This window comes from Bordetella genomosp. 8, from assembly GCF_002119685.1.
Taxonomy (GTDB): Bacteria; Pseudomonadota; Gammaproteobacteria; order Burkholderiales; family Burkholderiaceae_B; genus Bordetella_C.
The window spans coordinates 386,042-411,279 of the sequence record NZ_CP021108.1 but is presented as its reverse complement, the minus strand read 5'-3'; the positions used below and the strand labels follow the sequence as shown (position 1 = coordinate 411,279).

Annotated in this window: 23 protein-coding genes and 1 tRNA gene; 14 read left to right on the top strand and 10 right to left on the bottom strand. The window is 66.5% G+C overall.

What is annotated here, in order from left to right; genetic code table 11:
- Nucleotides 1-13: 13 nt before the first annotated feature.
- Nucleotides 14-1,876 carry a dihydroxy-acid dehydratase gene (gene ilvD / locus CAL12_RS01890; RefSeq protein ID WP_086062929.1) on the bottom strand — a complete coding sequence of 621 codons (1,863 nt, stop codon included), beginning with the start codon at nt 1,874-1,876 and terminating at the stop codon, nt 14-16.
- A 297-nt stretch (nt 1,877-2,173) separates the two neighbouring features.
- Here ilvD and CAL12_RS01885 point away from each other — a divergent pair, with 297 nt between their 5' ends.
- Complete coding sequence (locus CAL12_RS01885; protein WP_086062928.1) at nt 2,174-2,722, top strand: GNAT family N-acetyltransferase; 549 nt, start codon at nt 2,174-2,176, stop codon at nt 2,720-2,722.
- Nucleotides 2,723-2,768: 46 nt separating this feature from the next.
- On the opposite strand, the gene queC is transcribed toward CAL12_RS01885, so the two are convergent.
- The 3 genes from queC to CAL12_RS01870 all read right to left on the bottom strand — a co-directional run bounded on the left by queC (nt 2,769) and on the right by CAL12_RS01870 (nt 6,499).
- Nucleotides 2,769-3,497 (bottom strand): 7-cyano-7-deazaguanine synthase QueC, encoded by a 729-nt coding sequence (gene queC, locus CAL12_RS01880; RefSeq protein WP_086062927.1) that lies wholly within the window; start codon nt 3,495-3,497, stop codon nt 2,769-2,771.
- A gap of 61 nt (nt 3,498-3,558) precedes the next feature.
- A complete protein-coding gene (tcuA, locus tag CAL12_RS01875) occupies nt 3,559-5,052 on the bottom strand; it encodes an FAD-dependent tricarballylate dehydrogenase TcuA (RefSeq protein ID WP_198298354.1) in 1,494 nt (497 codons plus the stop codon).
- 10 nt (nt 5,053-5,062) lie between these two features.
- Complete coding sequence (locus CAL12_RS01870) at nt 5,063-6,499, bottom strand: MmgE/PrpD family protein (protein WP_157792856.1); 1,437 nt, start codon at nt 6,497-6,499, stop codon at nt 5,063-5,065.
- 84 nt (nt 6,500-6,583) lie between these two features.
- On the opposite strand from CAL12_RS01870, the gene CAL12_RS01865 reads away from it, so the two are divergent.
- Nucleotides 6,584-7,999, top strand: a complete 1,416-nt coding sequence (locus tag CAL12_RS01865; protein WP_086062925.1) for an MmgE/PrpD family protein — start codon at nt 6,584-6,586, stop codon at nt 7,997-7,999.
- Here the strand turns inward: CAL12_RS01865 and CAL12_RS01860 are convergent.
- Nucleotides 7,996-8,709, bottom strand: coding sequence for a GntR family transcriptional regulator (locus CAL12_RS01860; protein WP_198298353.1), 714 nt, complete (start codon nt 8,707-8,709; stop codon nt 7,996-7,998). The genes CAL12_RS01865 and CAL12_RS01860 overlap by 4 nt on opposite strands.
- Nucleotides 8,710-8,805: 96 nt before the next feature.
- Here CAL12_RS01860 and CAL12_RS01855 point away from each other — a divergent pair, with 96 nt between their 5' ends.
- The 3 genes from CAL12_RS01855 to CAL12_RS01845 are packed head-to-tail and all read left to right on the top strand — an operon-like array spanning nt 8,806 to nt 10,504.
- Nucleotides 8,806-9,483: a 3-oxoacid CoA-transferase subunit A gene (locus tag CAL12_RS01855; RefSeq protein ID WP_086062923.1), complete on the top strand. Its 678-nt coding sequence runs from the start codon at nt 8,806-8,808 to the stop codon at nt 9,481-9,483.
- Entirely contained in the window at nt 9,480-10,136 is a 657-nt protein-coding gene (locus CAL12_RS01850; protein WP_086062922.1) for a 3-oxoacid CoA-transferase subunit B, read from the top strand. Before CAL12_RS01855 ends, CAL12_RS01850 begins: the two co-directional genes overlap by 4 nt.
- A gap of 35 nt (nt 10,137-10,171) precedes the next feature.
- Nucleotides 10,172-10,504, top strand: coding sequence for an FxLYD domain-containing protein (locus CAL12_RS01845; RefSeq protein ID WP_086062921.1), 333 nt, complete (start codon nt 10,172-10,174; stop codon nt 10,502-10,504).
- Between the two features lie 15 nt (nt 10,505-10,519).
- Here CAL12_RS01845 and CAL12_RS01840 read toward each other — a convergent pair whose 3' ends face one another.
- Entirely contained in the window at nt 10,520-12,943 is a 2,424-nt protein-coding gene (locus tag CAL12_RS01840; RefSeq protein ID WP_086062920.1) for a penicillin acylase family protein, read from the bottom strand.
- 181 nt (nt 12,944-13,124) lie between these two features.
- Between CAL12_RS01840 and CAL12_RS01835 the strand changes: the two genes are divergently transcribed.
- Nucleotides 13,125-15,314 carry an NEL-type E3 ubiquitin ligase domain-containing protein gene (locus CAL12_RS01835; protein ID WP_157792855.1) on the top strand — a complete coding sequence of 730 codons (2,190 nt, stop codon included), beginning with the start codon at nt 13,125-13,127 and terminating at the stop codon, nt 15,312-15,314.
- Between the two features lie 31 nt (nt 15,315-15,345).
- On the opposite strand, the gene CAL12_RS01830 is transcribed toward CAL12_RS01835, so the two are convergent.
- Nucleotides 15,346-16,314: a helix-turn-helix domain-containing protein gene (locus tag CAL12_RS01830; protein WP_232464669.1), complete on the bottom strand. Its 969-nt coding sequence runs from the start codon at nt 16,312-16,314 to the stop codon at nt 15,346-15,348.
- Nucleotides 16,315-16,515: 201 nt separating this feature from the next.
- Between CAL12_RS01830 and CAL12_RS01825 the strand changes: the two genes are divergently transcribed.
- The 4 genes from CAL12_RS01825 (at nt 16,516) to CAL12_RS01810 (ending at nt 19,709) form a co-directional block, all read left to right on the top strand.
- On the top strand, nt 16,516-17,235 hold the full coding sequence (locus tag CAL12_RS01825; RefSeq protein WP_086062917.1) for a hypothetical protein: 720 nt from the start codon (nt 16,516-16,518) through the stop codon (nt 17,233-17,235).
- Complete coding sequence (locus CAL12_RS01820; RefSeq protein WP_086062916.1) at nt 17,232-18,524, top strand: MFS transporter; 1,293 nt, start codon at nt 17,232-17,234, stop codon at nt 18,522-18,524. The genes CAL12_RS01825 and CAL12_RS01820 overlap by 4 nt, the downstream gene beginning before the upstream one ends.
- 87 nt (nt 18,525-18,611) lie before the next feature.
- A complete protein-coding gene (locus tag CAL12_RS01815) occupies nt 18,612-19,352 on the top strand; it encodes a YqcI/YcgG family protein (RefSeq protein WP_198298352.1) in 741 nt (246 codons plus the stop codon).
- A 15-nt stretch (nt 19,353-19,367) separates the two neighbouring features.
- Nucleotides 19,368-19,709, top strand: a complete 342-nt coding sequence (locus tag CAL12_RS01810) for a cupin domain-containing protein (protein ID WP_086062915.1) — start codon at nt 19,368-19,370, stop codon at nt 19,707-19,709.
- 21 nt (nt 19,710-19,730) lie between these two features.
- On the opposite strand, the gene tam is transcribed toward CAL12_RS01810, so the two are convergent.
- Entirely contained in the window at nt 19,731-20,510 is a 780-nt protein-coding gene (tam, locus tag CAL12_RS01805) for a trans-aconitate 2-methyltransferase (RefSeq protein ID WP_086062914.1), read from the bottom strand.
- Between the two features lie 371 nt (nt 20,511-20,881).
- On the opposite strand from tam, the gene CAL12_RS01800 reads away from it, so the two are divergent.
- Nucleotides 20,882-21,886 (top strand): TerC family protein, encoded by a 1,005-nt coding sequence (locus CAL12_RS01800; protein WP_086062913.1) that lies wholly within the window; start codon nt 20,882-20,884, stop codon nt 21,884-21,886.
- A gap of 70 nt (nt 21,887-21,956) precedes the next feature.
- On the opposite strand, the gene CAL12_RS01795 is transcribed toward CAL12_RS01800, so the two are convergent.
- Together CAL12_RS01795 and ispB are read right to left on the bottom strand one after the other, a co-directional pair.
- Nucleotides 21,957-22,033 (bottom strand) — tRNA-Pro (locus CAL12_RS01795).
- A 63-nt stretch (nt 22,034-22,096) separates the two neighbouring features.
- Nucleotides 22,097-23,062: an octaprenyl diphosphate synthase gene (gene ispB / locus CAL12_RS01790; protein ID WP_086062912.1), complete on the bottom strand. Its 966-nt coding sequence runs from the start codon at nt 23,060-23,062 to the stop codon at nt 22,097-22,099.
- A gap of 300 nt (nt 23,063-23,362) precedes the next feature.
- Here ispB and rplU point away from each other — a divergent pair, with 300 nt between their 5' ends.
- The 3 genes from rplU (at nt 23,363) to obgE (ending at nt 25,219) form a co-directional block, all read left to right on the top strand.
- The gene (gene rplU / locus CAL12_RS01785; RefSeq protein WP_086062911.1) at nt 23,363-23,674 is read left to right on the top strand and encodes a 50S ribosomal protein L21; all 312 of its coding nucleotides are present in this window, start codon (nt 23,363-23,365) and stop codon (nt 23,672-23,674) included.
- Between the two features lie 32 nt (nt 23,675-23,706).
- Nucleotides 23,707-23,967 carry a 50S ribosomal protein L27 gene (gene rpmA / locus CAL12_RS01780; protein ID WP_086062910.1) on the top strand — a complete coding sequence of 87 codons (261 nt, stop codon included), beginning with the start codon at nt 23,707-23,709 and terminating at the stop codon, nt 23,965-23,967.
- Nucleotides 23,968-24,088: 121 nt separating this feature from the next.
- On the top strand, nt 24,089-25,219 hold the full coding sequence (gene obgE, locus CAL12_RS01775; protein WP_086062909.1) for a GTPase ObgE: 1,131 nt from the start codon (nt 24,089-24,091) through the stop codon (nt 25,217-25,219).
- Nucleotides 25,220-25,238: the final 19 nt, after the last annotated feature.

Sequence of the window (25,238 nt, the reverse complement as noted above, 5' to 3'; positions counted from 1 at the left end):
TGACGCCCCGCCATCAACGCCGTTTCAGCTGGCTCAGGTCACGCACCGCGCCGCGATCGGCGGAAGTGGCCAGCGCGGCATAGGCTTGCAGCGCGGTCGAGACGACGCGCTGGCGTTCGCCCGGCTGCCATGCCTTGTCGCCGCGGGCATCCATTTCCTGGCGGCGCGCGGCCAGCTCGGCGGCGCCGACTTCCAGGTGGATGCGGCGATTGGGGATGTCGATCTGGATCGCATCGCCATCGCGCACCAGGCCGATCGTGCCGCCTTCCGCGGCTTCCGGCGATGCGTGGCCGATCACCAGCCCCGACGATCCGCCGGAGAAACGGCCATCGGTGAACAGCGCGCAAGTCTTGCCCAGGCCCTTGGATTTCAGGTAGGAAGTGGGGTACAGCATTTCCTGCATGCCCGGACCGCCCTTGGGGCCTTCGTAGCGGATCACCACGACGTCGCCGGCCACGACCTTGTCGCCCAGGATGGCTTCGACCGCCGCGTCCTGGCTTTCGAACACGCGCGCGCGGCCCTGGAATACCAGTTGGCTCTCATCGACGCCGGCCGTCTTCACGATGCAGCCCTTTTCCGCCAGGTTGCCGTACAGCACCGCCAGCCCGCCGTCCTTGGAGTAGGCGTGGGCCAGGTCGCGGATGCCCCCGTTGCTGCGATCCAGGTCCAGCGTCAGATAGGTGGCGTCCTGGCTGAAGGCGACCTGGGTGGGCACGCCGCCGGGGGCGGCACGGTAGAACTTCCGCGCCTCTTCGCCGGCGCCGCCCGCGACGTCCCATTTTTCCAGCGCCTTGCCCAGCGTGCCGCTGTGGACGTTGCCCACCGACAGGTCCAGCAGGTTGGCGCGCGCCAGTTCGCCCAGGATGCCGATCACGCCGCCGGCGCGATGCACGTCTTCGATGTGGTATTTGTCGGTCGCGGGCGCGGCCTTGCACAGGCAGGGCGTGCGGCGGGAAATGCGGTCGATGTCTTCCATCGTGAAATCCACGCCGGCTTCCTGCACCGCCGCCAGCAGGTGCAGCACGGTGTTGGTCGATCCGCCCATGGCGACGTCCAGCGTCATGGCGTTTTCAAAGGCGGCGCGGGTGGCGATATTGCGCGGCAGGACGGAGGCGTCGTCCTGCTCGTAGTAGCGGCGGCACAGGTCGACGACCAGGCGGCCGGCTTCCTCGAACAGCCCCTTGCGCCAGGCGTGCGTGGCGACGATGGTGCCGTTGCCCGGCAGCGACAGGCCCAGCGCCTCGGTCAGGCAGTTCATCGAATTGGCGGTGAACATGCCGGAACAGGAGCCGCAGGTCGGGCAGGCGCTGCGTTCGTATTCGGCCACGTCGGCATCGGACATCTTGGGATCGGCCGCCTTGACCATGGCGTCGATCAGGTCGATCTTGGCGATGACCTTGCCGTCGGTGGGTGACGTGATCTTGCCCGCTTCCATCGGACCGCCCGACACGAAAACGACGGGGATGTTCAGGCGCATGGCGGCCATCAGCATTCCCGGGGTGATCTTGTCGCAGTTCGAAATGCACACCATGGCGTCCGCGCAATGCGCGTTGACCATGTATTCCACCGAGTCGGCGATCAGTTCGCGCGAAGGCAGCGAATACAGCATGCCGTCGTGGCCCATCGCGATGCCGTCGTCCACCGCGATGGTGTTGAATTCCTTGGCGATCGCACCGGCGGCCTCGATCTGGCTGGCGACCAGGGCGCCCAGGTCGCGCAGATGCACGTGGCCGGGCACGAACTGCGTGAAGGAATTCACCACCGCGACGATGGGTTTGCCGAAATCGCCGTCCTTCATGCCGGTGGCGCGCCACAGGGCGCGGGCGCCGGCCATGTTGCGGCCGTGGGTGGATGTGCGGGAACGGTATTGCGGCATGGCGTTGTCTCGGAAGCGCGGGGGTTTTATCGGGACGGCCCGCGCCGCGTCCATGGCGCGGCTTGCCGGGGCGGACCGGGGCAAAAGGACCCCATCATAACGCCTGGCAGGACACAGCCACCTGAGCGGGGATGGCGCCGATGCCACCCCTTCGGCGAAAATACACCCCGCGCGCAGCATAATGCCGAACCGCGCCGGCCCATCGCCGGTCGGTCGCTGGACAAATCGCCATTCGATCGCCAGCCGATCGCCAGCCCCCCCGGCCGCAACACCACCTTCCACTCACAGCGAAGCACCATGTCCGTCACGCCCGACTCCAAGCTGCTCATACGCGACGCCACCGCCGACGACATGGTGGCCATCCAGGCGATCTACAGCCACCACGTGCTGCATGGCACGGCGTCCTTCGAACTGTCGCCCCCGGACCTGGAGGAAATGCGCCAGCGGCGCGCCGCGGTGCTGGCGCACAAGCTGCCCTACCTGGCCGCCGAGCTGCACGGCCAGGTGGCCGGCTATGCGTATGCCACGCTGTATCGGCCTCGCCCCGCCTATCGGTTCACCTGCGAGGACTCGGTATACGTCAAGCCCGGCATGGCGGGCCACGGTATCGGCGGGCGCCTGCTGCGGGAACTGGTCGATCGCTGCACCGCGACCGGCTGGCGCCAGATGCTGGCCATCGTGGGCGACAGCGGCAATGCCGCGTCGCTGGCGCTGCACGCGCGCTGCGGCTTCCATCCCGTCGGCACGCTGCGGTCGGTGGGCCACAAGTTCGGCGAATGGCGCGATACCGTGCTGATGCAGCGTACGCTGGGCGAAGGCGATACGACGGCGCCGGAATCGCGCTAGGGCGCCCGCACGCCCGCACGCCGGCGTGTACGTCAGGGCATCTGCGTCAGGCCGCGGGCAAAGGCGCCGCCTGGCCGCTGGTCCAGCGTTCCCAGCCGGTCTTGCGCAGCGCGCAGGCCGGGCAGGTGCCGCAGCCATAGCCCCACGCGTGGCGCGCGCCGCGCTCGCCCAGATAGCAGGTGTGGCTGTCTTCCAGGATGATGTCCACCAGTTCCTGCCCGCCCAGCCGCTCGGCCAGCGCCCAGGTCTGGGCCTTGTCCAGCCACATCAGCGGCGTTTCGATGGTGACGCGCGTGCCCAGGCCCAGGGCCAGGGCGACCTGCTGCGCTTTCATCGTGTCATCGCGGCAGTCCGGGTAGCCGGAGAAATCGGTTTCGCACATGCCGCCGACCAGGACGTCCAACTGGCGGCGGTAGCCCAGGGCGGCGGCCAGCGTCAGGAATAGCAGGTTGCGGCCTGGGACGAAGGTGTTGGGCAGGCCGTTGGCCTGCATTTCGATCCGCCGGTCGCTGGTCAGGGCGGTATCGCCCACCTGTCCCAGGACGGACAGGTCGAGCATGTGATCGTCGCCCAGGCGGGGCGCCCAGCCGGGCCGGCGGGCGCGCAGTTCGCGCAGCACGTTCTGCCGCGCGTCCAATTCGATCCGGTGGCGCTGGCCGTAGTCGAAGCCCACCGTTTCGACATGGGCATAGCGTTCCAATGCCCAGGCCAGGCAGGTGGTCGAATCCTGCCCGCCGGAAAACAGCACCAGGGCGCGGCGGTCGTGGTTTTGCATGGGGACTCCAGGTCAAGACCGCTAGGATAACCGCCGCCTCCCGGTGTCCGCCATGCGCGGTTCAGCCCGCGGCCGCCTGGGCGGCCCCACGTCCCGCGATGCGGCCGAAGATGGCCCCCGACACCAGGCCGGTGCCGCTGGGATAGTTGAAGTAAAACAGGCCGCCCACCATTTCGCCGGCGCAATACAGGCCTGGCATCGGCTGCAGATGCACGTTCAACACCTGGCCGCTTTCCGGATCCACGCGCAGGCCCCCGAAGGTGAAGGTGATGCCACAGGTCGTCGCATAGGCATGGTAAGGCGGCGTGTCCAGCGCTTGCGCCCAGTTCGACTTGGGCGGTTCGATGCCCTGCGTGCACAGGCCGTCCTTGACGGTAGGATCGAAGGCCACGTCCTTGCGGATGGAGGCGTTGTACGTGCGCACCGTCTCCAGGAACGCGGCGGGATCCACGCCTTCCAGCTTCTGCGCCAGTTCTTCCAGCGTGTCGCCCGTGGCCTTGGTCATCATCTTGATCCGGTATTCGGAGCGCAGCAGCGAGGTGACCTTGGAATCGAAGACCTGCCAGGCGAACTGGCCAGGCTGCTTCAGCACCTCGCCGCCGTACTTGGCGTAGGTGAAGGAATGGAAATCCAGCCCCTCGTCGACGAAGCGCTTGCCCTGGGCGTTGACCAGCAGGCCGAAGATATAGCTGTGCTTCTGGAATTGATCGCCGACGTTGACGTCGCCGAACTCCGGCGCGTTCAGGTCCCACCCGGTGGCATGGCAGCCGGACCAGTTGCCGTAGGGCGCGGCGCCGGCATCCAGCGCCATGCGCAGGCCGTCGCCCTGGTTGAAGCGCGATCCGCGCACCTTGGCCAGTTCCCAACCGGGCCCCAGGTAACGCGCGCGCATTTCCGGATTGCCTTCGAAGCCGCCGCAGGCCAGGACCACGGCGCCGGCCTCGAAGACCACGGCACGGCCTTCCCGTACCGCGCGGATGCCGGTGATGCGATCGCCATCGGCGACCAGGGATTGGGCGCGCGTGTCGTAGTGCACGTCGATCCCGGCATTCCGGGCGGCCTTGTCCAGGAACTGCACCAGGCCCGCACCGCCGCCGGAGACCTCGATCGGCAGGCGGCCGAAGAATTTGCGGCGGCCGTTCACCAGCGACGATTGCCTGCCGTAGTTGGGCACGAACTTCGCGCCCTTGGAACGCAGCCACACCATGACGTCCAGGCTTTGCGTGACCAGGATCTCCGACAGCGCCGGGTCGGTGCGATAGCTGGTCAGGCGGAACAGATCGTCGAAGTATTCATCGGTGGTATTGGTGAAGTAATCGCTGGTGGCGATTTCTTCTTCCGTCAGGTCGGTGACCTTCTTCAGGTCTTCCACCGAATCGTAGGCAAAGCGCATCACGCCGCCGGCGAAGCGGCTGTTGCCGCCCGACTCGTCCTCCGAAGCCGCTTCCAGCATGGCGACGCTCACGCCCTGTTCGCGAGCGGACAGGGCGGCGCACAGCGCCGCATTGCCCTTGCCGACCACCACCACGTCATAACGATGAATGTGCTCTTCCACTTCTCGGTCCTCAGTCTTGGGCAGCGCCGGCGAGCAGCGCCATCAGCGCCTCCATGCGAGGCAGGGTTTCGATGCGTTCGATGGTGTCGGCGATGGCGTCCACCGCGTCCTTGCGCAGCGCGCGCCCGGCGCATAGCGCGAACTTGGCGCGCAGCAGTTCGTCCGGCAGCGGATAGGCGGAGGTGCGGCCCAGGGGCTGGTCGACGCGCGACTCCAGCACCGTGCCGTCGCGCAGCGTGATGCGCACCTGGCCGCCGAAATGGTTGGCGGCAGGAAAGACCGCCGGTTCGAGCGAGTCGTAGGCGGCCACGTGTATGCGGTCCAGCAAGGCGCGCACGGCCGGTTGCGTATAGGAATCCGTCTCGAAGTCCGCCACGCCGACCTGGCCGTCCAGCAGCGCGCGGGCCAACACGTACTGCAGGCTGAACTTGGCGTCCAGCGGGCTGTCCGGCCGGGGCCGGTTGGTATGCGCCAGCCGACGGCCATGGATCCACGCGTCGATGCGCGTCACGTCCTCCGGCCGCGGACGATGGCGGCGCGCAAGCGCCAGCATGGCATCCAGGGCCGGGTGGGTGCTGCCGCAACAGGGATACTGCTTGATGGCGATGCCGGGTTCGACGATATCCAGGGGCCGCGCCCAGGCGTCCAGCGCGCGCTGCGTATCGTAGGTGCCGGGACCGTTGAACACGTCCAGGAAACCCTGCTTGTGCTCGAACACGTCGGCGCCGTTGGCGGTGAAGCCCAGATGGGCCAGGCGCGCCGCATACAGGCCATTGCGCGCGCAATGGCCGACGTGCAGCGGCTTGGCCATGGTGCCGAAGTTCGCCTTGATGCCGGACGCGAAGGAGGCCGCCAGGGCCAGCGCGGTCGCCGTGGCCTCGCCGTCCAGCCCCAGCAGCCTGGCGCAGGCCGCGGCGGCACCGAAGGTGCCCAGGGTGGCGGTGGGATGCCAACCCTTGGTGTAGTGATGGAGGTTGACCGCCCGCCCCAGCTTGCATTCGGCCTCGAAGCCCGCCACGTAGGCCAGCACGAAGTCGCGTCCGCTGCTGTTCAACTGCTGGGCCAGGGGCAGCAGCGCCGACAGTACCGGCGCGGAAGGATGGCCGCCCATGGTGTTGTTGCAGTCGTCGAAGTCCAGCGCGTGCGACGCGGTGCCGTTGATCAATGCAGCGTCCAGCACGCCGACCTGGCGGCGCGTGCCGAGCACCAGGGCGGGCCCCTGCTGCGCGTCCAGCGCCCGCGCGGCCAGGCGCGGCGCATCTTCATGCGCGCCCGCCAGGGTGACCCCAACGGTGTCCAGCAGCCCCACGCGAGCCCAGCGGATGGCCTCGGCGGGCAGGTCGCCAAAGTTCAGCGCCGCCACACGGCGTCCGAGTTCGCGGGCCAGCCCGGGGACCGGGGCAGCCACGGCGGCGTGGTGAGGGCCGGCCTGCGCGGATTCGTCCATATCGCTCATCCGGTCGGGATCATTTGGGTTTTAGAATACCACGGTATACTATTTTCAGACACCGGTCTTGGGACGGATGGGGACATGGCTGAAACGGCGTTTTCCAGCGCGACCGCGGCCCAGGCGCTGGCCCGGTTCGCCGCCGGCATGCGGTTCGAGGACGTTCCCGAGGCGGTTCGGGAACGGGCCATGGCCTGCATCGCCGATACGCTGGGCTGCATCGTCCATGGCAGCCGCTTCCCCTGGAGCACCGCCACGGAGGCCTATGCGCGCCGCTACGGCGGCCAAGGTCCCTGCACGGTATTTGGGGCGCCCGGCAGAGGGGCGCCCGGCTCAGGGGCGCCCGGCTCAGGGACAGCCAACGACCAGGGCATCGGCGCCCCGTTCGCCGCCCTGGCCAACGGGGCGGCGGCGCATGCCTTCGAACAGGACAGCCTGCGATATCCCGGTGCCGGCGTGCATCCGGGCGCCACCCTGGTCCCCGTACTGGTGGCCATGGCCCAGGAAACCGGCGCCACCGGCCGGCAGGCCCTGACCGCCTTCGTGGCCGGCTGTGAAGTGCTTTTTCGCATCGGCGCCGCATCGCGCCACAGCAGCGAAAAGCTGGGCTTCCACGCACCGGGCCTGACGGGTCCCTACGGCGCGGCCGTGGTCGCCGGCGTGCTGCTCGGCCTGGACGGCGCCCGCATCGCGCGGGCGCTGGGCATCGCCGGCTCCCTGTCCGGCGGACTGCTGGCCTTCACCAAATCGCGCGAAGGCGCCATGGTCAAGCGCCTGCACATGGGCCGCGCCTGCGAAGCCGGCATCCTGGCCGCGCGCCTGGCCGCGGACGGCTACAGCGGGCCGGAAACCATCCTGGAAGGCCGCTTCGGCTTCCTCGACACCTATTGCCGCGACGCCGACGCCGGCCGTCTCACCGCGGACCTGGGCAGCGACTGGGAAACCCTGCGCATCTGCCTGAAGCGCTATGCCTGCCACGTCACCCCGCAAGCCGCCATGCAGACGCTACGCGGCCTGATGGCCACGCATGGCTTCGACGGTGGCGACGTCGCCGAACTGGCGCTGCGCATGTCGGAAAAAGTCGCCAGCCACCACGACATCCGCGCCCCCGGCGACATCATGACGGCGCAGTACAGCGTGCCTTTCTGCGTCGCGCTGTCCCTGTACCGCGACCCCGAAGACCCGCGTGTCTTCGATCGGTCCGCGCTGGAAGACGACGCGATCGCAAGTCTGTGCCGCCGGATCGCGCTGGCCACGGATCCGGATCCGCCTACCGCCTGGAGCGCGCGCATCACGCTCACCCTGCGCGACGGCCGGCGCTTCGATGCGCTGGCGCGCGACTACCTGGGCATGCCGCAGACGCCGATGCCGGCGGCGGACATACGGCGCCGCTTCCTGTTGCTGACGACGGAGACCTTGGGCGAACGCGCAGCGGCCGAGTGGTACGACGGCCTGATGCGACTGCCGGCGCTGCCGGCCTTTCCCATCCCGCGGCCCTAGCCGCGCTTCTTCATGGCATCGGGCCATTCCGGCCGGCGTACCTCGCCCACCAGCTTGCTGTGCTGCACGCGCGTGCGGGCATGCAGCGCGTTCTGCACATGCCGCGCCGCAACAGCGCGCGCGCCGGCTTCGTCGCGCGCCGCGATGGCTTCATACAGCTCGCGATGTTCCGCGACGACCTGGGCGCGCCGCTCCTCGATCACCAGCGTCGATACATTCCGGTAGGCCGACAGCGTATCGGCGGTGATCAGCAGGAACTTCAACAGGAACTGATTGTGCGCCGCACGATAGACCACGTCGTGGAAGGTACGGTTGTGCTCGTACATCTGCTCGGGGTCGTCGCGTATCCCGGCCTCGTGCTCGACCAGATGTTTGAGCGTGGCGATTTCCGCCTCCGTCGCCCGCCTGGCGGCCGAGGCGGCAGCCGCGCCTTCCAGCAACTCGCGCACTGCGTACAGCTCCTGCACCGCTTCGTCGTCGATGGACGCGACCACCAGGCCGCGACGCGGATGCTGCGTCAGCAGGCCTTCGTTTTCCAGGCGCCGCAAGCCTTCGCGAGCCGGCGTACGGCTGATGCCCAGCCATTCCGCCACCTTGTATTCGGATACGCGGTCGCCGGGCTTGAGATCATTGGCCAGTATGGCTTCACGCACTGACTCGTACGCGACGTCGCCCAGCAGCAGATTGGAGTCGTAGGGTTTTCTTGTCATGGAAGTGTTCACGCTGAGGACAGCTTGCCTTGACGGTGGCCGGCGCGCCGTGAAAGCATCGAGGATTGTAGAACCTCCCATGCTTCCGGACCGCCGATGATCTCAAAACTCGTAGAAAGCACCGCGCAGGCGCTGGCCGACATACCCGACGGCGCCACCATCCTGATCGGCGGCTTCGGGCCCGCCGGCCAGCCGGTGGAACTGATCGATGGCCTGCTGGCCCAGGGTGCGAAAGACCTGGTGATTGTCAACAACAATGCCGGCAACGGCACCACCGGCCTGGCCGCGCTGCTGGGCGCCGGGCGCGTGCGCAAGATCATCTGCTCTTTTCCGCGCCAGGCCGATTCGCAGATCTTCGACGGCCTGTACCGCTCCGGCAAGATCGAACTGGAACTCGTGCCGCAGGGCACGCTGGCCGAACGCATCCGCGCCGCCGGCGCGGGCATCGGCGGCTTCTACACGCCCACGGCCTATGGCACCCCGCTGGCCGAAGGCAAGGAAACCCGCGAGCTGAACGGCAAGCACTATGTGTTCGAATTGCCGCTGCATGCCGACTACGCGCTGATCAAGGCGGAGCGCGCCGATCGCTGGGGCAACCTGACCTATCGCAAGACCGCTCGCAACTTCGGTCCCATCATGGCCAGCGCCGCCCAGGTCGCGGTGGCCCAGGTGCGTGAAATCGTCGAACTCGGCGAACTGGAGCCCGAAGCCATCGTCACCCCGGGCATCTTCGTCAAGCGCGTCGTCCGCGTCGGCACCAAGGAGCAAGCATGAGTTCGAAACTGAGCCGCGACCAAATGGCCGCCCGTGTCGCCCGCGACATTCCGGAAGGCGCCTATGTGAACCTGGGCATCGGCCTGCCCACCCTGGTGGCCAACCACCTGCCGGCCGATCGCGAAATCGTCCTGCACACCGAAAACGGCATGCTGGGCATGGGCCCGGCGCCCGCCAAGGGCCAGGAAGACTACGACCTGATCAACGCCGGCAAGCAGCCCGTCACGCAAGTGCCCGGCACATCGTTCTTCCATCATGCCGATTCCTTCGCCATGATGCGCGGCGGCCATCTCGATATCTGCGTGCTGGGCGCCTTCCAGGTCTCCGTGGATGGCGACCTGGCGAACTGGCACACCGGCGGCGCCGACGCCATCCCGGCGGTCGGCGGCGCCATGGACCTGGCCAGCGGGGCCAAGCAGGTATTCGTCATGATGGAATTGACCACGCGCGAAGGCCTCAGCAAGCTGGTGCCGCGGTGCACCTATCCGCTGACGGGCGTGCGCTGCGTGTCGCGCGTATATACCGACGTGGCGGTGTTCGACATCCGCGCGGACGGCGTCTACGTCATCGACACCTTCGGCGATACCGACCCGGCCACGCTCGAACGTGTCACCGGACTTCCGCTACGATTCGAGATACCGGTCGCCCGCTGATCCCCGGCGGCGACCTCCATCGCGGGAGAACAACCATGAAACGCCTGCTTGCCGCCGCCATCCTGGCCGCCGCCGCCCTGAACGCGGGGGCGCAATCGATGACGCAGGGCGTCACGATCGATAGCCTGCAAGCCGTCAAGGACACCGCATCGGGATCCACCGTGATCCGCGGCACGGTGCATAACGCCACGGGCAAGGAACTGAACCGGGTTTCGGTGACGTTCCAGCTGCAGGATGCCCAGGGCAACGTGATCGGCACGACCTCCGCGCAGACCTTCAATCTGCCGGACAAGCAAACCTGGAACCTGACGGCGACTACTCCCCTGCCGTTCGCGCGCTTCACGGCCTACGAGATCAAGGCGGAATAGCGGCCTGCCCGGGGTTCAGGGCCGCAGCACCAGCGTGTGCACGGCCGTCCCCGGCATGAAGGGCGATGGCGCCCCATCCACCCAGTCCTGATGCCCGGCCAGGAAGAACGGCGACATGGGATGCCCCGACGCGCCGCCCGGCATTTCCAGTATGCCCCGCGCTTCCTTGCCGGGCGCGACCACGAAACGCTCGGACGCGCCGAAAGCCGGACGCTGCACGCGCGGCATATTCGTGTCGCCGGGCACCGGCTGCGCGGGCGCCGCGAACCATCCGCGCAGCGCTTCCGGCAGCAGGCCGGCGAAGGGATGGCCGATCGCCAGGATATTGCGCTCGCCCCACCGCGCCTGGTCCAGCGATGCCCCGCGTGGCCGATTGCGCACGATGGTTTCGTCGATGGCGTCCAGCATGAACGCACGCCAGTTGGCATAGCGCGCCGGGACCCAGGCTTGTTCGCGTACCAGGGCGCGCATGACCGGCTCCAGGCGGGAAGATGCCCGGCCCACCGATACCGCCGGCGCGAATTCCGGTGCGCGGGCGGATAGCCGCTCGTCCAGCCCCGCGAACCAGGCGCCATACAGGGTTTCGCGGAAATCGCGGATCAGGGTGTAGCCCGCCTGGTCGACGTCCGCGCGCCCATTCCATTGCACCAGGATGCGCCGGAACTCGGCACGGTTCGCGTGCCCGGCCAGCGCCGGCGTGTCCAGGATATCGAGCGCCAGCTGGCGCCAGAACGCCAGCCACAGGCCGCGGTCGTCCAGCTGGATGGCCAGCAGCGCCTGCTCATCGTATTGATCGCGCGCGAGCAGGCCGTCGCGGATCTGCGTGGCGCGCAGGCCGACGTCTGCGCCGCCGTCGCCGATCACGCGCTGGCGGCTGGCATCCCCCAGTTGGGTGCTGTTGCCCGTCCATAGGCGCCCCGAAGGCGGGTCCACCACGCGTGGATACTGCGCCGGCGGCAGCCGGCCGGCGGGTGCCCCCGCCTTCGCCGCGTCGACCGGGTAGCCGCCGGGATCGCGCGTGGCCCTGGGCAAGGGGCCGGCCAGCGTCCAACCGATATGACCGCCGCGATCGGCCACCAGGATGTTCTGGGTGGGCACCCCGGCAGCCTGCGCCACCGCCAGGGCCTGGTCCACGTTGCGCGCGGTCTCCATGCCCATCAGGCCCAGGTCGGCGGCGTAAGGCTGGTGGGCGACCCATTCCACGGCATAGGCCTGGTCGCCCACGGTCAGTTCCGGGCCCCAGCGCGTCTCCAGCACGGGATGGCGCACCGGCGCGCCACCCTTCACCTGTATCGATTCGTCGTGCTCCGTGGCGGTCTCCCAGTCTCCCGAAGGCCCGCGGTAGCGCCGGGCATCCTTGGGATCGCGTTCCAGCCGTATCAGATCGATGTAATGGCCATAGCTGTTGGTAAAGGCCCAGGCGACGTCGCCATTGCTGCCGGCGACCACCACCGGCGCGCCGGGCAGGCTGACGCCGCTGATGCGGCGCGGCTCCGGCCCTTGCAGCACCAGCGTCAGCCGGTACCAGATGTTGGGCAGCCGCAGTCCCAGGTGCATGTCGTTGGCCACGCGCGCCACGCCGTCGGCCGTATGCACGCCGGCCACGGCGAAGGCGTTGCTGCCGATTGCGGCGCCGGCCGCGTCGGACTCCGATCGACGGCCAGGGCTGGCCTGCCCGGCGCCGTCCTGCCCAGGGCCATCCAGCCAATCGGGACGCGCCCGCGGCACGCGCAAGGGCGGCGCGGCGACGTCGACGCCGTCCAGCGGCGCGTCCATCGCGCTGCCGCGCGGCGTCAGGAAGGCCAGCATCTCGGCCGGCACCGCGTCGCGCAGGAATCCGCGCGACAGTACGCGGTTCAACTCGCCCGACTGCAGGTCCAGGTACATGGCGTAGACGGCCAACAGCGTATCTTCCGGCAGCCAGAGCTGCGGACGGACGCCCAGCACGCCGTATTCGAAAGGCCACACCGGCAGCGCGGCCTGGGCGGCGTTGACCCCGGCCGCATACCGTTGCAGCAGTTCGCGCTGGTCGGGCGGCAGCGCGGCATACGCGGCCTGGGCGCGGGCGCGGAAGCGGTGCATGCGATTGCGCTGGTCCAGCGGGATGGCGTCGGCCCCCACCAGGGCGGCCACTTCGCCGGCGGCGACGCGGCGCAGCAGGTCCATCTGGAAGTAGCGGTCCTGTCCGTGCGCATAACCCGTGGCGTAGGCCAGATCCAGGCGATTGGCGGCCGTCACGGTGACGTTGCCCTGTGCGTCGCGCTCGATGGTGGCCTGCGCCGACAAGCCGTCGGCGCGCAGTTTGCCGTCCAGCCGCGGCAGGCTGGCGCGCATGGCCAGCCAGGCCGCCGCGCCGCCTACGACGGCAAGCGCCAGCACGCCCGTGCAGAGCAGCACCAGCACGCGCCCCCAACGGCGCTTTCTGTTGTTCGATTGCATGCGTCCTGTTTTAACAGCCGACCCATGACCCGTCCACCGCGCGATGGGAACAGGCGCGCGGCGGACCGGCACTCAACGCGCCTCGAAGGGAGAACACCACCATGACGCAAGCTCTACGCCGCCACCCGGCGCGCCCGCGCGCCGGCCACGCCGCCACGCGCAGACCGGAGGCCGGCCGCGCATGACCAGCACCGGACCATGCGGCAGCCCCAGCACCGTTCCGCCGCTGGGCACCTACTCCATGGCGGAGACACCTGCGCTGCGCGATCTTTCCGGCCTGCTTACCGTACAGGAACCCGACCATTGCGATGAGCAGGAAATGGCGCAGGTGGAGACCGCCCTGCGCCTCATCGCCGGCACGGAAATCGGCGCCGCCCTGTTGCGCGCCATCCGTGCCTGCGACGTGCCCGCCAACGACACGCCCGCCTTCGTCTTCGAAGCCACGGAAGACGATCTGTCCGAGGTTTCCGACCATGATGGCGCCACGGACGCGGAAGGCGATCACATCATCCGTTTCGAGCCGCAGCCTTTCATCCACGCCGCGACGGATCCCGCGGACGCCGCGCGGCCCCATCGGCAGGACGCCGAATGGCAACGGCAGCAGGCCATCGACCTGTTCGACGACCTGGCCGCGTACTACGCCACGCGCATGGGGCAACGCCGCACGGCGCCCGAGCTGGGCTACGGCGAGTTTTCGACCTTGACCTTCCGCGATCAATTGGGCGATCCGGTCCCGCAATGGCAACGCGACATGGCGGCCTATGTCAGCGCGGCCGCCGGCGCCGACGAACGGCGTGACCTGGCGTGGGAACTCGTCAACATGTGGAGCTACGCCGGCGACTCCACCCAGCCCCTGCGCCTGGTTGCACTGGGGTTGCGGGACATGCCGCCGCTGCGCAACCTGGAGTCCCTGCAGTGGCTGGTCGTGGCCGGCAACAGGCTGGCCGAGTTCCCCGCGCCCGGGATGCTGCCGGCGACGCTGACGATGCTCGACGTGGCGGGAAATCCTATCGAAACGCCCGCCCGCGGCTACGGCCCGCAGTTGCGGCACGTCACCGCGGACGCCGCCATGTGCGCCCGGCTGGGCTTGCGCGACAGATTGCCGGCGGAAGTCGAGCTCATCGAAACGAGCGCGGAATACGCGAACAACCTGCATATCGCGACGCGCGTCCTGCTGGACTTCCCCGAGATCATGGCTAACGTCATCCCGGTGGAAGAAATGGAGCTCCAGGGCTATACCAGCGAGCTCATGGCGCCGATCTATCCGCCGGGCTCGCTCGACAGCGCCGCGCGCAAATGGCTGACGCCGGCGCCCGCCATGGGCACGGCCTCCGACCTGCCCCCCGCCAGCGCAGCGTGGCAACAGGCGCAGGACGTCGACGCGAATGCCGTCGCCGCCTTGAGCGGACTGCTGAACCGCCTGCATGAGGTATGGCTCAAGCAGCCCGATCGCGCCTTCCACAACCGCATCGTCGCCTTGCTGACCAAGATGCGGCAACCCGGCAAGGAAAAATTCCTGGACGAATGCCTGTCCATCGCGCGCTACGGCTCGGGCTCCTGCCAGGACCAGATCCTGCATACGATGAACAGCCTGCACATCGCGTCCTTGAACAGCGACATCGAAGAAGGCAAGTACGACGACAAACTGTTCGAGTTGCTGGACCAGGGCGAAGACATGCTGAACATGGATACGCTGATCCAGCACTTCGCGGATCTGCGGCCCGAACTGCAGGCGCGGGCCAGGCTGCGGAACATCGAATTCGACGAAGTAGAACAATGGCTGAGCCTGCTGACGCGGCTGCAGGGCAGGACCTATCTGCCAGCCATGCAGTTCAAGATGCACTTCGAACACATGTCGGTGGTGGAGCCGTCGGATATCGAGGTGGCGAGGGTGAAACTCGTCGCCGGCAGGAATGCCCGGTTCTTCGATTTCCTGGCGACGTGGACGCCTTTGCAGACCGTCATCCGCCGCGTCTCGCCGGAACTGATCGAGCGCACCGAAAAATGGCGCGATCTCATCTACAACGACCGTGGCCGCATCTTTGCCTTCCTCGATCGCATCATGGACGCCGAGCGCGTGTTCGCCGCGCCCCGCAAATCGAACATGGCAATATTCAATGTCAGGCCCCGCATGTTCTGGACACCCTATGAAAGGAGAGTCCAGGAGTACCTGGCGCAGCGCAAGCTGCGCCGCGACATGCCCGACGTGCTGACGCCCGCCTGCAGCGCCGTCAGCAAGGACATCGAGGTCATGATCGGCAAGACCATGGTGCGGGAATTCGTGGGCCTGCACAGCCTGCGGCTACATCGGGACATCGAGTGGGAGGGCATGCCCCCCTGGTTCAACACGATCCGTCACCGCCTGGAGTAGCGCGCCTCCCGCCGCCGCCCCCCGAACCCCATTACGCCCGGCGCTTGAACTGCTTGCGATAGGCGGAGGGAGACGTCTGCAACATGCGGGAAAAATGCTGCCGCAGGGACGACGCGCTGCCCAGGCCGGCGCGCGCGGCGATGATCTCCAGCGGCAGCTCGGTGGTTTCCAGCATTTTCTGGGCGAGTCGCAGCCGTTCGGCCAGCAGCCATTCGCTCAGGCTGCACCCGGTCAGGGACAGGAACCGGCGGTTGAACGTGCGGCGGCTCATGGCCAGGCGCTCGGCCAGGCTGTCGGCCGTATGCTTTTCGACGATGGTGCCGCGCAGCCAGTCCAGCAACTCGGCCAGGCGGAAACCCGCGCCTTCCGAAGACGCCGCCTGCGGCGGCAGCTGCGCCTGGGCCCCATGGCGATGCGGCGGCACCACCAGCCGGCGGGCGGCAAAGTCCGCCACTTTGGCCCCATATAAGGCCCGTACGATATGCAGGCAGCAGTCTATGCCGGAGGCCGTGCCGGCGGACGTCGTGATATTGCCGTCGTCCACGTAGAGCACCGAGGGCTCCACCTTGACGCGGGGAAACCGGGTGGCAAAGTGGTCGACCCAGGCGAAATGCGTGGTGGCGCGGCGCCCGTCCAGGATGCCGGCGGCCGCCAGCACGTAGGCGCCCAGGCAGAGCCCGACGATGCGGGCGCCCCGGGCGTGGGCGGCGGCCACTGCCTCCAGCATGGCGGCGGGCGGGGTTTCCTTGACATCGCGCCAGCTGGGAATGACGATCACGTCGGCCGTCTTGGTGATTTCCAGGGACGGAGTCGCCACGACCGAGAAACCGGCGGTCGTGGTCGCCAGCGTGCTGCCTTCCGCTGAGCACACTTTCAGCGAAAATCTGGGCGCGCCGGCCACCCCCCCATAGCCGCCGAACACGGCGCAGGGCACCGACAGGTGGAAGGCGCTGATCCTGTCGAAAGCGATGACGGCCACTACTGGCACAGGGATAGACACGGCGAGGATGCCCGGGATGCTGCGTATTGGCCCAATTCTAGCGAAATTTGACCGAAAACCGGCGAACCGTTTGATGCGCCTGCCGGAGAATTCCCTTGCCATGGGGAATTAGCCGCCCGTGACCCATATGCGTATCGCGTCAGGAGAACGGAACGGTTATTAGAGTACTTATAAAAGATATATAGAAGGCAGGGCTGCGCGATGCCGATCAAGCTTCTCTCGAACGGAAAGACCATCTCCCTCAGGTCGTTTCCTCGGGCCGAAGATTTTCCGGTCGACGAGCGCGCCTCCACCATGGATGCCTTCAATCGCCTTATCGGCATGAATTGGGATGTCGCCGAACCGCATTGGACCCCGACCCATAGTCCATTCCGAAGCGGTTACGGTCTGGTTCTGATTTATGCCGACAAGGAGCTCGTCGGGTTTTCGATCTACCAGTACTTTGATATGAACGGCGACCTTTGCCTGTACCGATCCGGTACGGAACTGGCGCCCCCCTATCAGGGCCTAGGGGTATACAGCGATGTCACTGACCTGATATTCGCTGAGGCCTTCCGCCAGCGGCCGCATCAAGCGCGGCTGCTGTATTGCTGGCGGACTCGTAACGCCATCGTGGCATTGGCCAACGCGCGTCGCTGCGCCGAGGTCGTGCCCGACCTGCAAGCCGACCCGCCCAAGGAAAATGGCGGGCGGGCCGGCTTGCTGGCATTGGCCGTGCTCGCGGCCAAGCGAATCTACCCCGACCGCGCGCTGGAACTGCCGGCACTGGTCATGCGCGACGCCTACGGTCACATCAAGCACCGCAAGCCTTCCTATCGCGGCGCCGCGGTACACGTCGGCAAGCGTATCTCTTCCCTGGCGCCCAGTTCCACCGACGCGCTGTTCTCGCTGGGCATCGTCCGCCGACCCACCATGTCATGAGCAAGGCTGCCTCGCTGCCGCCGCCTATCGCCCTCGAAGCCGACCGGCCGGGGGCGCGGGCATACGCCTCGTGGATCCTGATCGCGCTGGCCTATGCCGTGGCCTTCATGCAGCGCCTGGCGCCGCAGTCGATGCTCAACGAGCTGTCCGCGTCGTTTTCCATCGAGGCCGCGGGCCTGGGCGTGCTGGCATCGGGCTACTTCTACGGCTACCTGGCCATGCAGATCCCCGCGGGCATCCTGGTCGACACGCTGGGCGTGCGCCGGGTCCTGATCGGCAGCCTGCTGGTATCGCTGACCGGCACCGCATGCTTCGCCATGGCGCATAGCGTCCCGGCTGCGTTCGCGGCGCGCCTGGTGATCGCCTGCGGCGATGCGCTGGTCTTCACGTCGATGCTGAAACTGGTCGCGCTGAAGTTCAGGCAAAGCCGCTTCGGCCTGATGTCCGGCCTGTCGCAGGTGTCGGGCTACATCGGAGGGGTGATGGCCACCACTCCTTTGGCCTACGCAGTGTCGGAGCTCGGCTGGCGCGAATGCTTTGCCTTGGTGGCTGGCCTGATCGCCATGAATCTCGTGGGCGCAATACTGATCTTCGGCCGTGCGGACCAATCTCCGATGGCCCTGAAAGAACTAATGCCGAAGTTGGGCAACACCCTGCGCATGTTCCGCGGCAGGCTGCGCAACGCCGGCAGCTGGGGCTGCGCCATCGTCTTCGCGTCGCACTTCGCCTCAGTCACTACACTATCTGGCGTATGGGGCTTGCCCATGGTCCGGGATACGCTGTCGATCAGCAAGGACCAGGCGAGCACCTGCATCCTGGCATTCCTGGTAAGCAATGTGGCCGGCTCCATCCTGCTGGGCCATTTGTCGGATCGCGTAATGAACGTGAGACGCGCGCTGCTATGGAATTGCCTGCTGCGCGCCGCTATCCTGCTCACCTTGCTTCCGGCATTGCTGGCATCGATGGGGTATGCATACGCCATCGCTTGCTTTTGCGTTCTGGGCTTCGTGGCCGGCGGCACCGTACCGCTGGTATTGAAAGCGGTACGAAAGCTGTACTCCACCGAGATGATCGGTATCGGAGCCTCGTTCAACACCACGCTGGCCGGCATTACGGCCGCCGTGGTGCAGCCGCTTATCGGATCCCTGCTGGCCGCCTCGGCCACGGGCAGCCCCGGCCACTTGTCGTATACCGCCCAGGGCTATACCGGATTCATTCTCCTCATGGCGGCCGTCTCGGCCCTGGGCTGTATCGGCGCGGCGGCGATGCGCTTCGCACATCAAGCTTAGCTATCTTCATCGTGCCGATGCGGCCTCACGCCGCGCGCACGTCATGGCAAGTCGATTTTTCCCTCCACCTGATGGGTAGACAAAGCCGTGAAAGACTATCTGAGCCGTACTCAAGTCGAGCAACGCCATGCACCTGGCACATGGCAGGCGATCCTGTTCCAGGAGCTCGCCAGCACGCTCAACAGCGACACCCGCGCATTCCCGTGCATCTTCGGCGTCGCGGGATACCGCGCCGACCAGCTGCGCTATCTTTTCCTGGAAGACGACGATGTGGAAGGACTGGCGCGCAATCTGCGCGCGTATGTCGCCGAGTCGCGATCCTGCGGGCCGAACACCTCGCTATTGGTGTTCTTCCGTCCGCGTCCGCTGTTGCCGCTGGAAGCCTACCGCGCCAAATTCTGGGCCACGCTGGGCCGCCTGGCCTCGCTGGACGACAGCGAATGGCCGGCCGAGGTGCCCGCCGAACTGGACACGCCCCATTGGGAATTCTGCTTCGCGGGCGAGCCGATTTTCGTGGTCTGCAATACGCCGGCCCATGTGCAGCGGCAAAGCCGCCGTTCGAGCTCGTTCATGATCACGTTCCAGCCTCGCTGGGTGTTCGACAACATCCTGGGCAGCCCGCGCGCGCGCGAAGCCAGCATATCGAAGGTACGCAAGCGGCTGGCGACCTATGACATGATCCCGCCATCCGAAGAACTCGGCTCCTACGGCGACTCGTCGAACCGCGAATACAAGCAATACTTCCTGGGCGACGACAATCGCCCGACCACCGGTTGCCCCTTCCACGCCATGCGCGCGGCGGACCTGGCTTCCGAAGCCGAAATCTGAGACCAAGGAAACATCATGGAAATCATCAAGGGTTTGCTCGGCGGCATCGAGCTGGCGGATAGCCTGCGCGTCCTGCTGCCCACGCAGGGATGCATCGAAGTGCAGCGCGATGCGCCCGGCAAGGAGCATCGCACGCACAGCCATCCCACGGATGAAACCCTGATCATCGTCGACGGCGCCCTGACGGTGTACGCCGACGGCGTCGACTACGTGTGCGGGAAGGGAGATGTCATCGACCTGCCCGCCGGCACGGTGCACGGGTCCACGGCGTCGGCGGAAGGGGCGATCTACCTGATCGCCTTCGAACGGCTGGCGCCCGCGATCAAGGAGCGCGCCATGCAGGCATGCACGGTGTAGCACCGTGGCGACGCGCCGGTGTCAGCGCGTCGCCACCATGAACAGGCGCGGGAAAGGCAGCAGCACCGATCCGTCCGCCAGCGGCGGATGCGTCTGCCTGACCAGGTCGGTGTAGCGCTCCAGATACGAGCGCTTGCCTTCTTCGTCCAGCGGGTCCAGGAAGGGCCGCAGGGCGCTGCCCTTGAACCATTCGACGATGGCGTCCGGGCCGTCCTTCAATACGTGGTAGTAGGTGGTGCGCCAGATGTTCACGGCGCCGCAGTGCTTTTGCAGCAGCTCGTAGTACCACTCGGCCGAACGCAAGGCGGTGCGCGCCTGGCTGACGTCCTTCAGCTTGTCCGCCCAGGGACCGTCCTCGGCCAGCTCGCGCATCATCCGATGAGGACGCTCGTCCATCGTATCCGGCATCTGGATGGCCAGGCTGCCGCCTTCCGCCAGCCGGGAGACCAGCGCGGGAAACACGGTTTCATGGCCCGGCACCCATTGGAATACCGCGTTCGCAAGGATGACGTCATAGGCCACGTCCGGCTGCCAGGTGTGTATGTCGGCCACCTCGAACTGCACGTCCGGCATGCGCTTGCGCGCGGCGGCGATCATGTCCGCCGAACTATCCAGGCCGGAAACCTTGGCCGACGGAAACCGCCGCGCCAGGACTTCGGTGGAGTTGCCGGGACCGCACCCCAGGTCGATGACTTCACGCGCATCGTCGGACGGCACGGCGGACAACAGATCGCGCACTGGCCGGGTTCGTTCGTTCTCGAACATCAGGTACTGCCGGGAAGACCATTTGTCCTGTGCCATCGCGCCTGCTCCACGGGTTGCCGGAAGGATTCCGATGATACCGCCGGCTTGCTTGCAGGCGCTTGACTCGGCCACGATCCCCTCCCGATGCATGCGTCCATACGGACGTATGGTCCTCCAGCAGCCCACGCTCCATGCGTTGACGACATGTTCGATGTTTGATTAAATGCAATCGCCTCTCAAAGGGAGTAGCTGACACGACGCCCATGTGCGTTGTGACACGGTGCCGTCATTACGGCACTGGTGGGCTGGCAGCCACCAGTGTTCGGTGCCGTGACTCGGAATCCAGGTGTTCCGGGCGGCAAGACTGGCGAGGATCCCAGACAATTTGTCGCCCATACGTTGCCGGTTGGGCTGAGAGGCTCGTTACGATGATCTCCATCGGAACCCCCTTGCTGTGGACGCTGTTCACGGCCTTCGTACTCGTCGCGCTCGCGATCGATTTCTTCGCACTCAACCGCCAGGGCTCGCATGCCGTCAGCATGCGTGAAGCCACCATCTGGTCGCTCATATGGGTGGCCGTATCCTTCCTGTTCGTCGGCTGGCTGTGGTGGTATCTCGGCGGCGCCGGCGCCGACCCCGTCGCGCGGGAGCTCGCCAATGCCAAGGCGCTGCAGTTCGTCACCGGCTACCTGGTCGAGAAGGCGCTCGCGGTGGACAATATTTTTGTCTTCCTGATGATCTTCAGCTACTTCGCCGTGCCGGCGGTGTTCCAGAAACGGGCGCTGATGATCGGCATACTTGCCGCATTGGTCCTGCGCGCCATCATGATCCTGATCGGCGCATGGCTCATCGTTCGATTCCACTGGCTGATGTACGTGTTCGGCGCCTTCCTGCTGTTCACCGGGATCAAGATGTGGCGCGCCGCGGGCGAGGAGTCCGACCTCTCGGATAATCCGGCGCTGCGCTGGATCAAGAGGCACATGAAGATCGCGCCCGATTACGACGGCGAGAAGTTCTTCACGATGGTCAATGGCGTCAAGGCCGCAACGCCGCTGCTCGTGGTGATCCTGATCATCGGCGTGGTCGACGTCGTGTTTGCCGTGGATTCGATCCCGGCGATCTTCGCCATCACGACCGACCCGTTCATCGTGCTCACGTCCAACGTATTCGCGATCCTGGGCCTGCGGGCGATGTACTTCCTGCTGGCGGGCATGCACGAGCGCTTCCATCTGCTCTCGTATGGGCTGGCCGTCATCCTGGTGTTCATCGGCGCGAAGATGCTGCTCATCGACCTCTACAAGATACCGATTTCCTGGTCGCTGGGATTCACGGTGTTCACCCTGGCCGCCGCGATGATATTGTCGGTGCGCATACCGCCGAAGGCGGTGGGCACGCAGCGCGTCGAGCGCGTTGCCGAAAACCCGCGCGGCTGAAGGCGCTGCGCAAATGAAAAGAGCCAGATCAGCGTATGACTGATCTGGCTCCGGAATTCGACCACTTGAGTGGTCGGGGCGAGAGGATTCGAACCTCCGACTCCTGCGTCCCGAACGCAGTACTCTACCAGGCTGAGCTACGCCCCGTTCTTAGCGTTATCGACTGCGAGGACATGATCGAAACTCCGATCAATTACCGCAACCGAGGCACTAACGATCGCGGTTAACCGCGAAAGCGCAAAATTCTAGCAGGGTTTGCTGATAAACGGAAATCGGGAAGCCGGCGAGTGCCTGGCGGGCCAAGTCCGCTTCGGCGTTAGCGGCTTCCATGGCGTGCTGCAAGGCGTCGGTGGCATGGATGGCGGCGGCGACGCCTTCGAAGTCCGCGTGGCCGGTTTCGATGGCGGCGCGCACCAGCGCCTGCTGCGCGGGCGTGCCGACTTCCATGACGCGGATCAAGGGCAAGGTCGGCTTGCCTTCGCGCAGGTCGTCACCCACGTTCTTGCCCAGGGCGGCGGCATCGCCGCCGTAATCCAGCACGTCGTCCACCAGCTGGAACGCGGTGCCGATGTGGCGTCCGTACGCCGCCGCGGCCTGTTCCTGTTCCGGTGTCGCGCCCGCCAGCACGGCGCCCACCTGCGCGGCGGCCTCGAACAGCTTGGCGGTCTTGTAGCGCACCACCTGCAGATAGCGCTCCTGCGACACGTCGGGATCGTGCACGTTCAGCAGTTGCAGGACTTCGCCTTCCGCGATGACGGTGGTGGCCTGCGACAGGATGGCCATCACACGCATCGAGTCGACGTCGACCATCATTTCGAAGGAACGCGAATACAGGTAGTCGCCGACCAGCACGCTGGCCGCATTGCCGAACACCGCGTTGGCCGTCTGCCGGCCACGGCGCAGGTCGGATTCGTCGACCACGTCGTCATGGAGCAGCGTGGCGGTATGGATGAATTCCACCACCGCGGCCAGGGTGTGGTGGGACGTGCCGGCATACCCCAGGGCGCGCGCCATCATGAGGAGCAGCGCCGGACGCATGCGTTTGCCGCCGGCCCCGACGATGTAGTCGCCGATGGTACGGATGAGCACGACCTCGGAATTCAGCCGGTCGCGGATGACGGCATCCACCGCCTTCATGTCGTCGGCAACGGGGGCTATAAGCTCGGGGAGATTCAAGACGTGTCCGGATGGAAAAAGACGAGCGCCAACGCTCATGTCGCGGGCCCGCGCCCGCCATGCAAGCCGGCCGGGGTCGTGCGAATTATACGGTGTCGGTCGGATGCCGCCGCGCCGCGGGAGACGGCTTCATCCCAGGAGATGACGCCCGGCGCGCCAGTCGCGCGCCGCACCGGGTAGGGGGCCGCCTGCAACACGTAACTCATTGCCCCGGCGAGACTTTTTGACAATCCCGACCTGCCGGGCTAGAATCCTGAGTTCGGCGTTTTGCGCTGAAATTACCCCTATAGGAATTTACCCATGTACGCGGTCATAAAAACCGGCGGCAAGCAGTATCGTGTCGCAGCCGGCGAAAAACTCAAGGTAGAACAGATACCTGCTGACATTGGGCAAGAAATCACCCTGGACCAGGTTCTGTCCGTGGGCGAAGGCGACCAGCTGAAGGTTGGTACGCCCATCGTCTCCGGCGCCGTGGTCAAGGCGACCGTTCTTGCGCATGGCAGGCACGACAAGGTCACGATCTTCAAGATGCGCCGTCGCAAGCACTATCAGAAGCATCAGGGCCACCGTCAGAACTACACCGAAATCCGCATCGAGGCCATTACGGCCTGACGCGCGTCGGTATCCATAGCAGGAGCTAAAAAATGGCACAGAAAAAGGGCGGCGGCTCTACGCGGAACGGTCGCGATTCGGAATCGAAGCGACTGGGCGTCAAGGCCTACGGCGGTCAACAGATCCCGGCCGGCTCGATCATCGTGCGCCAGCGCGGTACCCGTGTCCACGCCGGCGTGAACGTCGGCATGGGCAAGGACCACACGCTGTATGCGCTGGTCGACGGCAAGGTTCAGTTCGGCACCAAAGGCTCGCTGAACAAGAAGACGGTATCGATCGTCGCCGCCGAATAAGCGCGCGCATTCCGATCCGCACCACGAGAAAGCCCTGTCGCGTGCGGCAGGGCTTTTTTGTTAGCAGTCCAACCCAGCAATCAGAAAACAGAAAACGCGCGGCATCGCGCAGACCACCATCATGAAATTCGTCGACGAAGCCACCATTGAAGTCATTGCCGGCAAAGGCGGCAACGGCGTGGCGAGCTTTCGCCGCGAAAAATTCATTCCCAAGGGCGGTCCCGATGGCGGTGACGGCGGCCGCGGCGGCAGCATCCTGGCCGTCGCCGATCGCAACATCAACACGCTGATCGACTTCCGCTATGCGCGCCTGCATCGCGCCCGCAATGGCGAAAACGGCCGCGGTTCGGACCAATACGGCGCCGCGGCGGCCGACATCGTCCTGCGCGTACCCGTCGGCACCATCATTCACGACGCCGATACGGGCGAACAGCTGTTCGACCTGAGCCGCCACGGGCAGGAAGTCGTGCTGGCCGCCGGCGGCCAGGGCGGCATGGGCAATCTGCATTTCAAATCCAGCACCAATCGCGCGCCCCGCCAGTGGACGCCGGGCAAGGAAGGCGAACAACGCCGGCTGCGGTTGGAACTGAAGGTACTGGCCGACGTCGGCCTGCTGGGCATGCCCAACGCCGGCAAGTCGACGCTGATCAGCAAGATTTCGAACGCCCGGCCGAAGATCGCCGATTACCCTTTCACCACGCTGCATCCCAATCTGGGCGTGGTGCGCACGTCGGCGGCGCGCAGCTTTGTCGTGGCGGACATTCCCGGCCTGATCGAAGGCGCCTCGGAAGGCGCCGGCCTGGGCCACCTGTTCCTGCGCCACCTGGCGCGCACGCGCGTGCTGCTGCATCTGGTGGACGTTTCTTCGCCGGACCCGGATGTCGATCCGGTTCCGCAGGCGGTGGCCAACGCCCGCGCCATCGTCGAGGAGCTGCGCCGCTATGACGCCGACCTGGCGGCCAAGCCGCGTTGGCTGGTGCTGAACAAGCTCGACATGGTCGCGACGGAAGACGCCGAAGCGCTCAAGGCCCGCTTCTGCCAGGAATTCGACTGGACCGGTCCGGTCTACACCGTGTCCGCGCTGACGGGTGACGGCACCCAGGACCTGATCTGGGCGCTGCAGGATTATCTGGATGCGGAAAACCGCAAGGACCAGATCGCGCAGGACCAGGCGGACGGCACCTATGTGGCCGAGGATCCGCGCTTCGACGATACACGCACGGACGCCGAGCCGCGCGGCGGTAACGAATAAGCCATAATCGCACTCCTCC

What these genes read in the sequence shown, in the direction of transcription:
- ilvD (WP_086062929.1), bottom strand. Translation starts at nt 1,876, where the DNA reads ATGCCGCAATACCGTTCCCGCACATCCACCCACGGCCGCAACATGGCC.
- CAL12_RS01885 (WP_086062928.1), top strand. Translation starts at nt 2,174, where the DNA reads ATGTCCGTCACGCCCGACTCCAAGCTGCTCATACGCGACGCCACCGCC.
- queC (WP_086062927.1), bottom strand. Translation starts at nt 3,497, where the DNA reads ATGCAAAACCACGACCGCCGCGCCCTGGTGCTGTTTTCCGGCGGGCAG.
- CAL12_RS01870 (WP_157792856.1), bottom strand. Translation starts at nt 6,499, where the DNA reads ATGGACGAATCCGCGCAGGCCGGCCCTCACCACGCCGCCGTGGCTGCC.
- CAL12_RS01865 (WP_086062925.1), top strand. Translation starts at nt 6,584, where the DNA reads ATGGCTGAAACGGCGTTTTCCAGCGCGACCGCGGCCCAGGCGCTGGCC.
- CAL12_RS01860 (WP_198298353.1), bottom strand. Translation starts at nt 8,709, where the DNA reads ATGACAAGAAAACCCTACGACTCCAATCTGCTGCTGGGCGACGTCGCG.
- CAL12_RS01855 (WP_086062923.1), top strand. Translation starts at nt 8,806, where the DNA reads ATGATCTCAAAACTCGTAGAAAGCACCGCGCAGGCGCTGGCCGACATA.
- CAL12_RS01850 (WP_086062922.1), top strand. Translation starts at nt 9,480, where the DNA reads ATGAGTTCGAAACTGAGCCGCGACCAAATGGCCGCCCGTGTCGCCCGC.
- CAL12_RS01845 (WP_086062921.1), top strand. Translation starts at nt 10,172, where the DNA reads ATGAAACGCCTGCTTGCCGCCGCCATCCTGGCCGCCGCCGCCCTGAAC.
- CAL12_RS01840 (WP_086062920.1), bottom strand. Translation starts at nt 12,943, where the DNA reads ATGCAATCGAACAACAGAAAGCGCCGTTGGGGGCGCGTGCTGGTGCTG.
- CAL12_RS01835 (WP_157792855.1), top strand. Translation starts at nt 13,125, where the DNA reads ATGACCAGCACCGGACCATGCGGCAGCCCCAGCACCGTTCCGCCGCTG.
- CAL12_RS01825 (WP_086062917.1), top strand. Translation starts at nt 16,516, where the DNA reads ATGCCGATCAAGCTTCTCTCGAACGGAAAGACCATCTCCCTCAGGTCG.
- CAL12_RS01820 (WP_086062916.1), top strand. Translation starts at nt 17,232, where the DNA reads ATGAGCAAGGCTGCCTCGCTGCCGCCGCCTATCGCCCTCGAAGCCGAC.
- CAL12_RS01810 (WP_086062915.1), top strand. Translation starts at nt 19,368, where the DNA reads ATGGAAATCATCAAGGGTTTGCTCGGCGGCATCGAGCTGGCGGATAGC.
- tam (WP_086062914.1), bottom strand. Translation starts at nt 20,510, where the DNA reads ATGGCACAGGACAAATGGTCTTCCCGGCAGTACCTGATGTTCGAGAAC.
- CAL12_RS01800 (WP_086062913.1), top strand. Translation starts at nt 20,882, where the DNA reads ATGATCTCCATCGGAACCCCCTTGCTGTGGACGCTGTTCACGGCCTTC.
- rplU (WP_086062911.1), top strand. Translation starts at nt 23,363, where the DNA reads ATGTACGCGGTCATAAAAACCGGCGGCAAGCAGTATCGTGTCGCAGCC.
- rpmA (WP_086062910.1), top strand. Translation starts at nt 23,707, where the DNA reads ATGGCACAGAAAAAGGGCGGCGGCTCTACGCGGAACGGTCGCGATTCG.
- obgE (WP_086062909.1), top strand. Translation starts at nt 24,089, where the DNA reads ATGAAATTCGTCGACGAAGCCACCATTGAAGTCATTGCCGGCAAAGGC.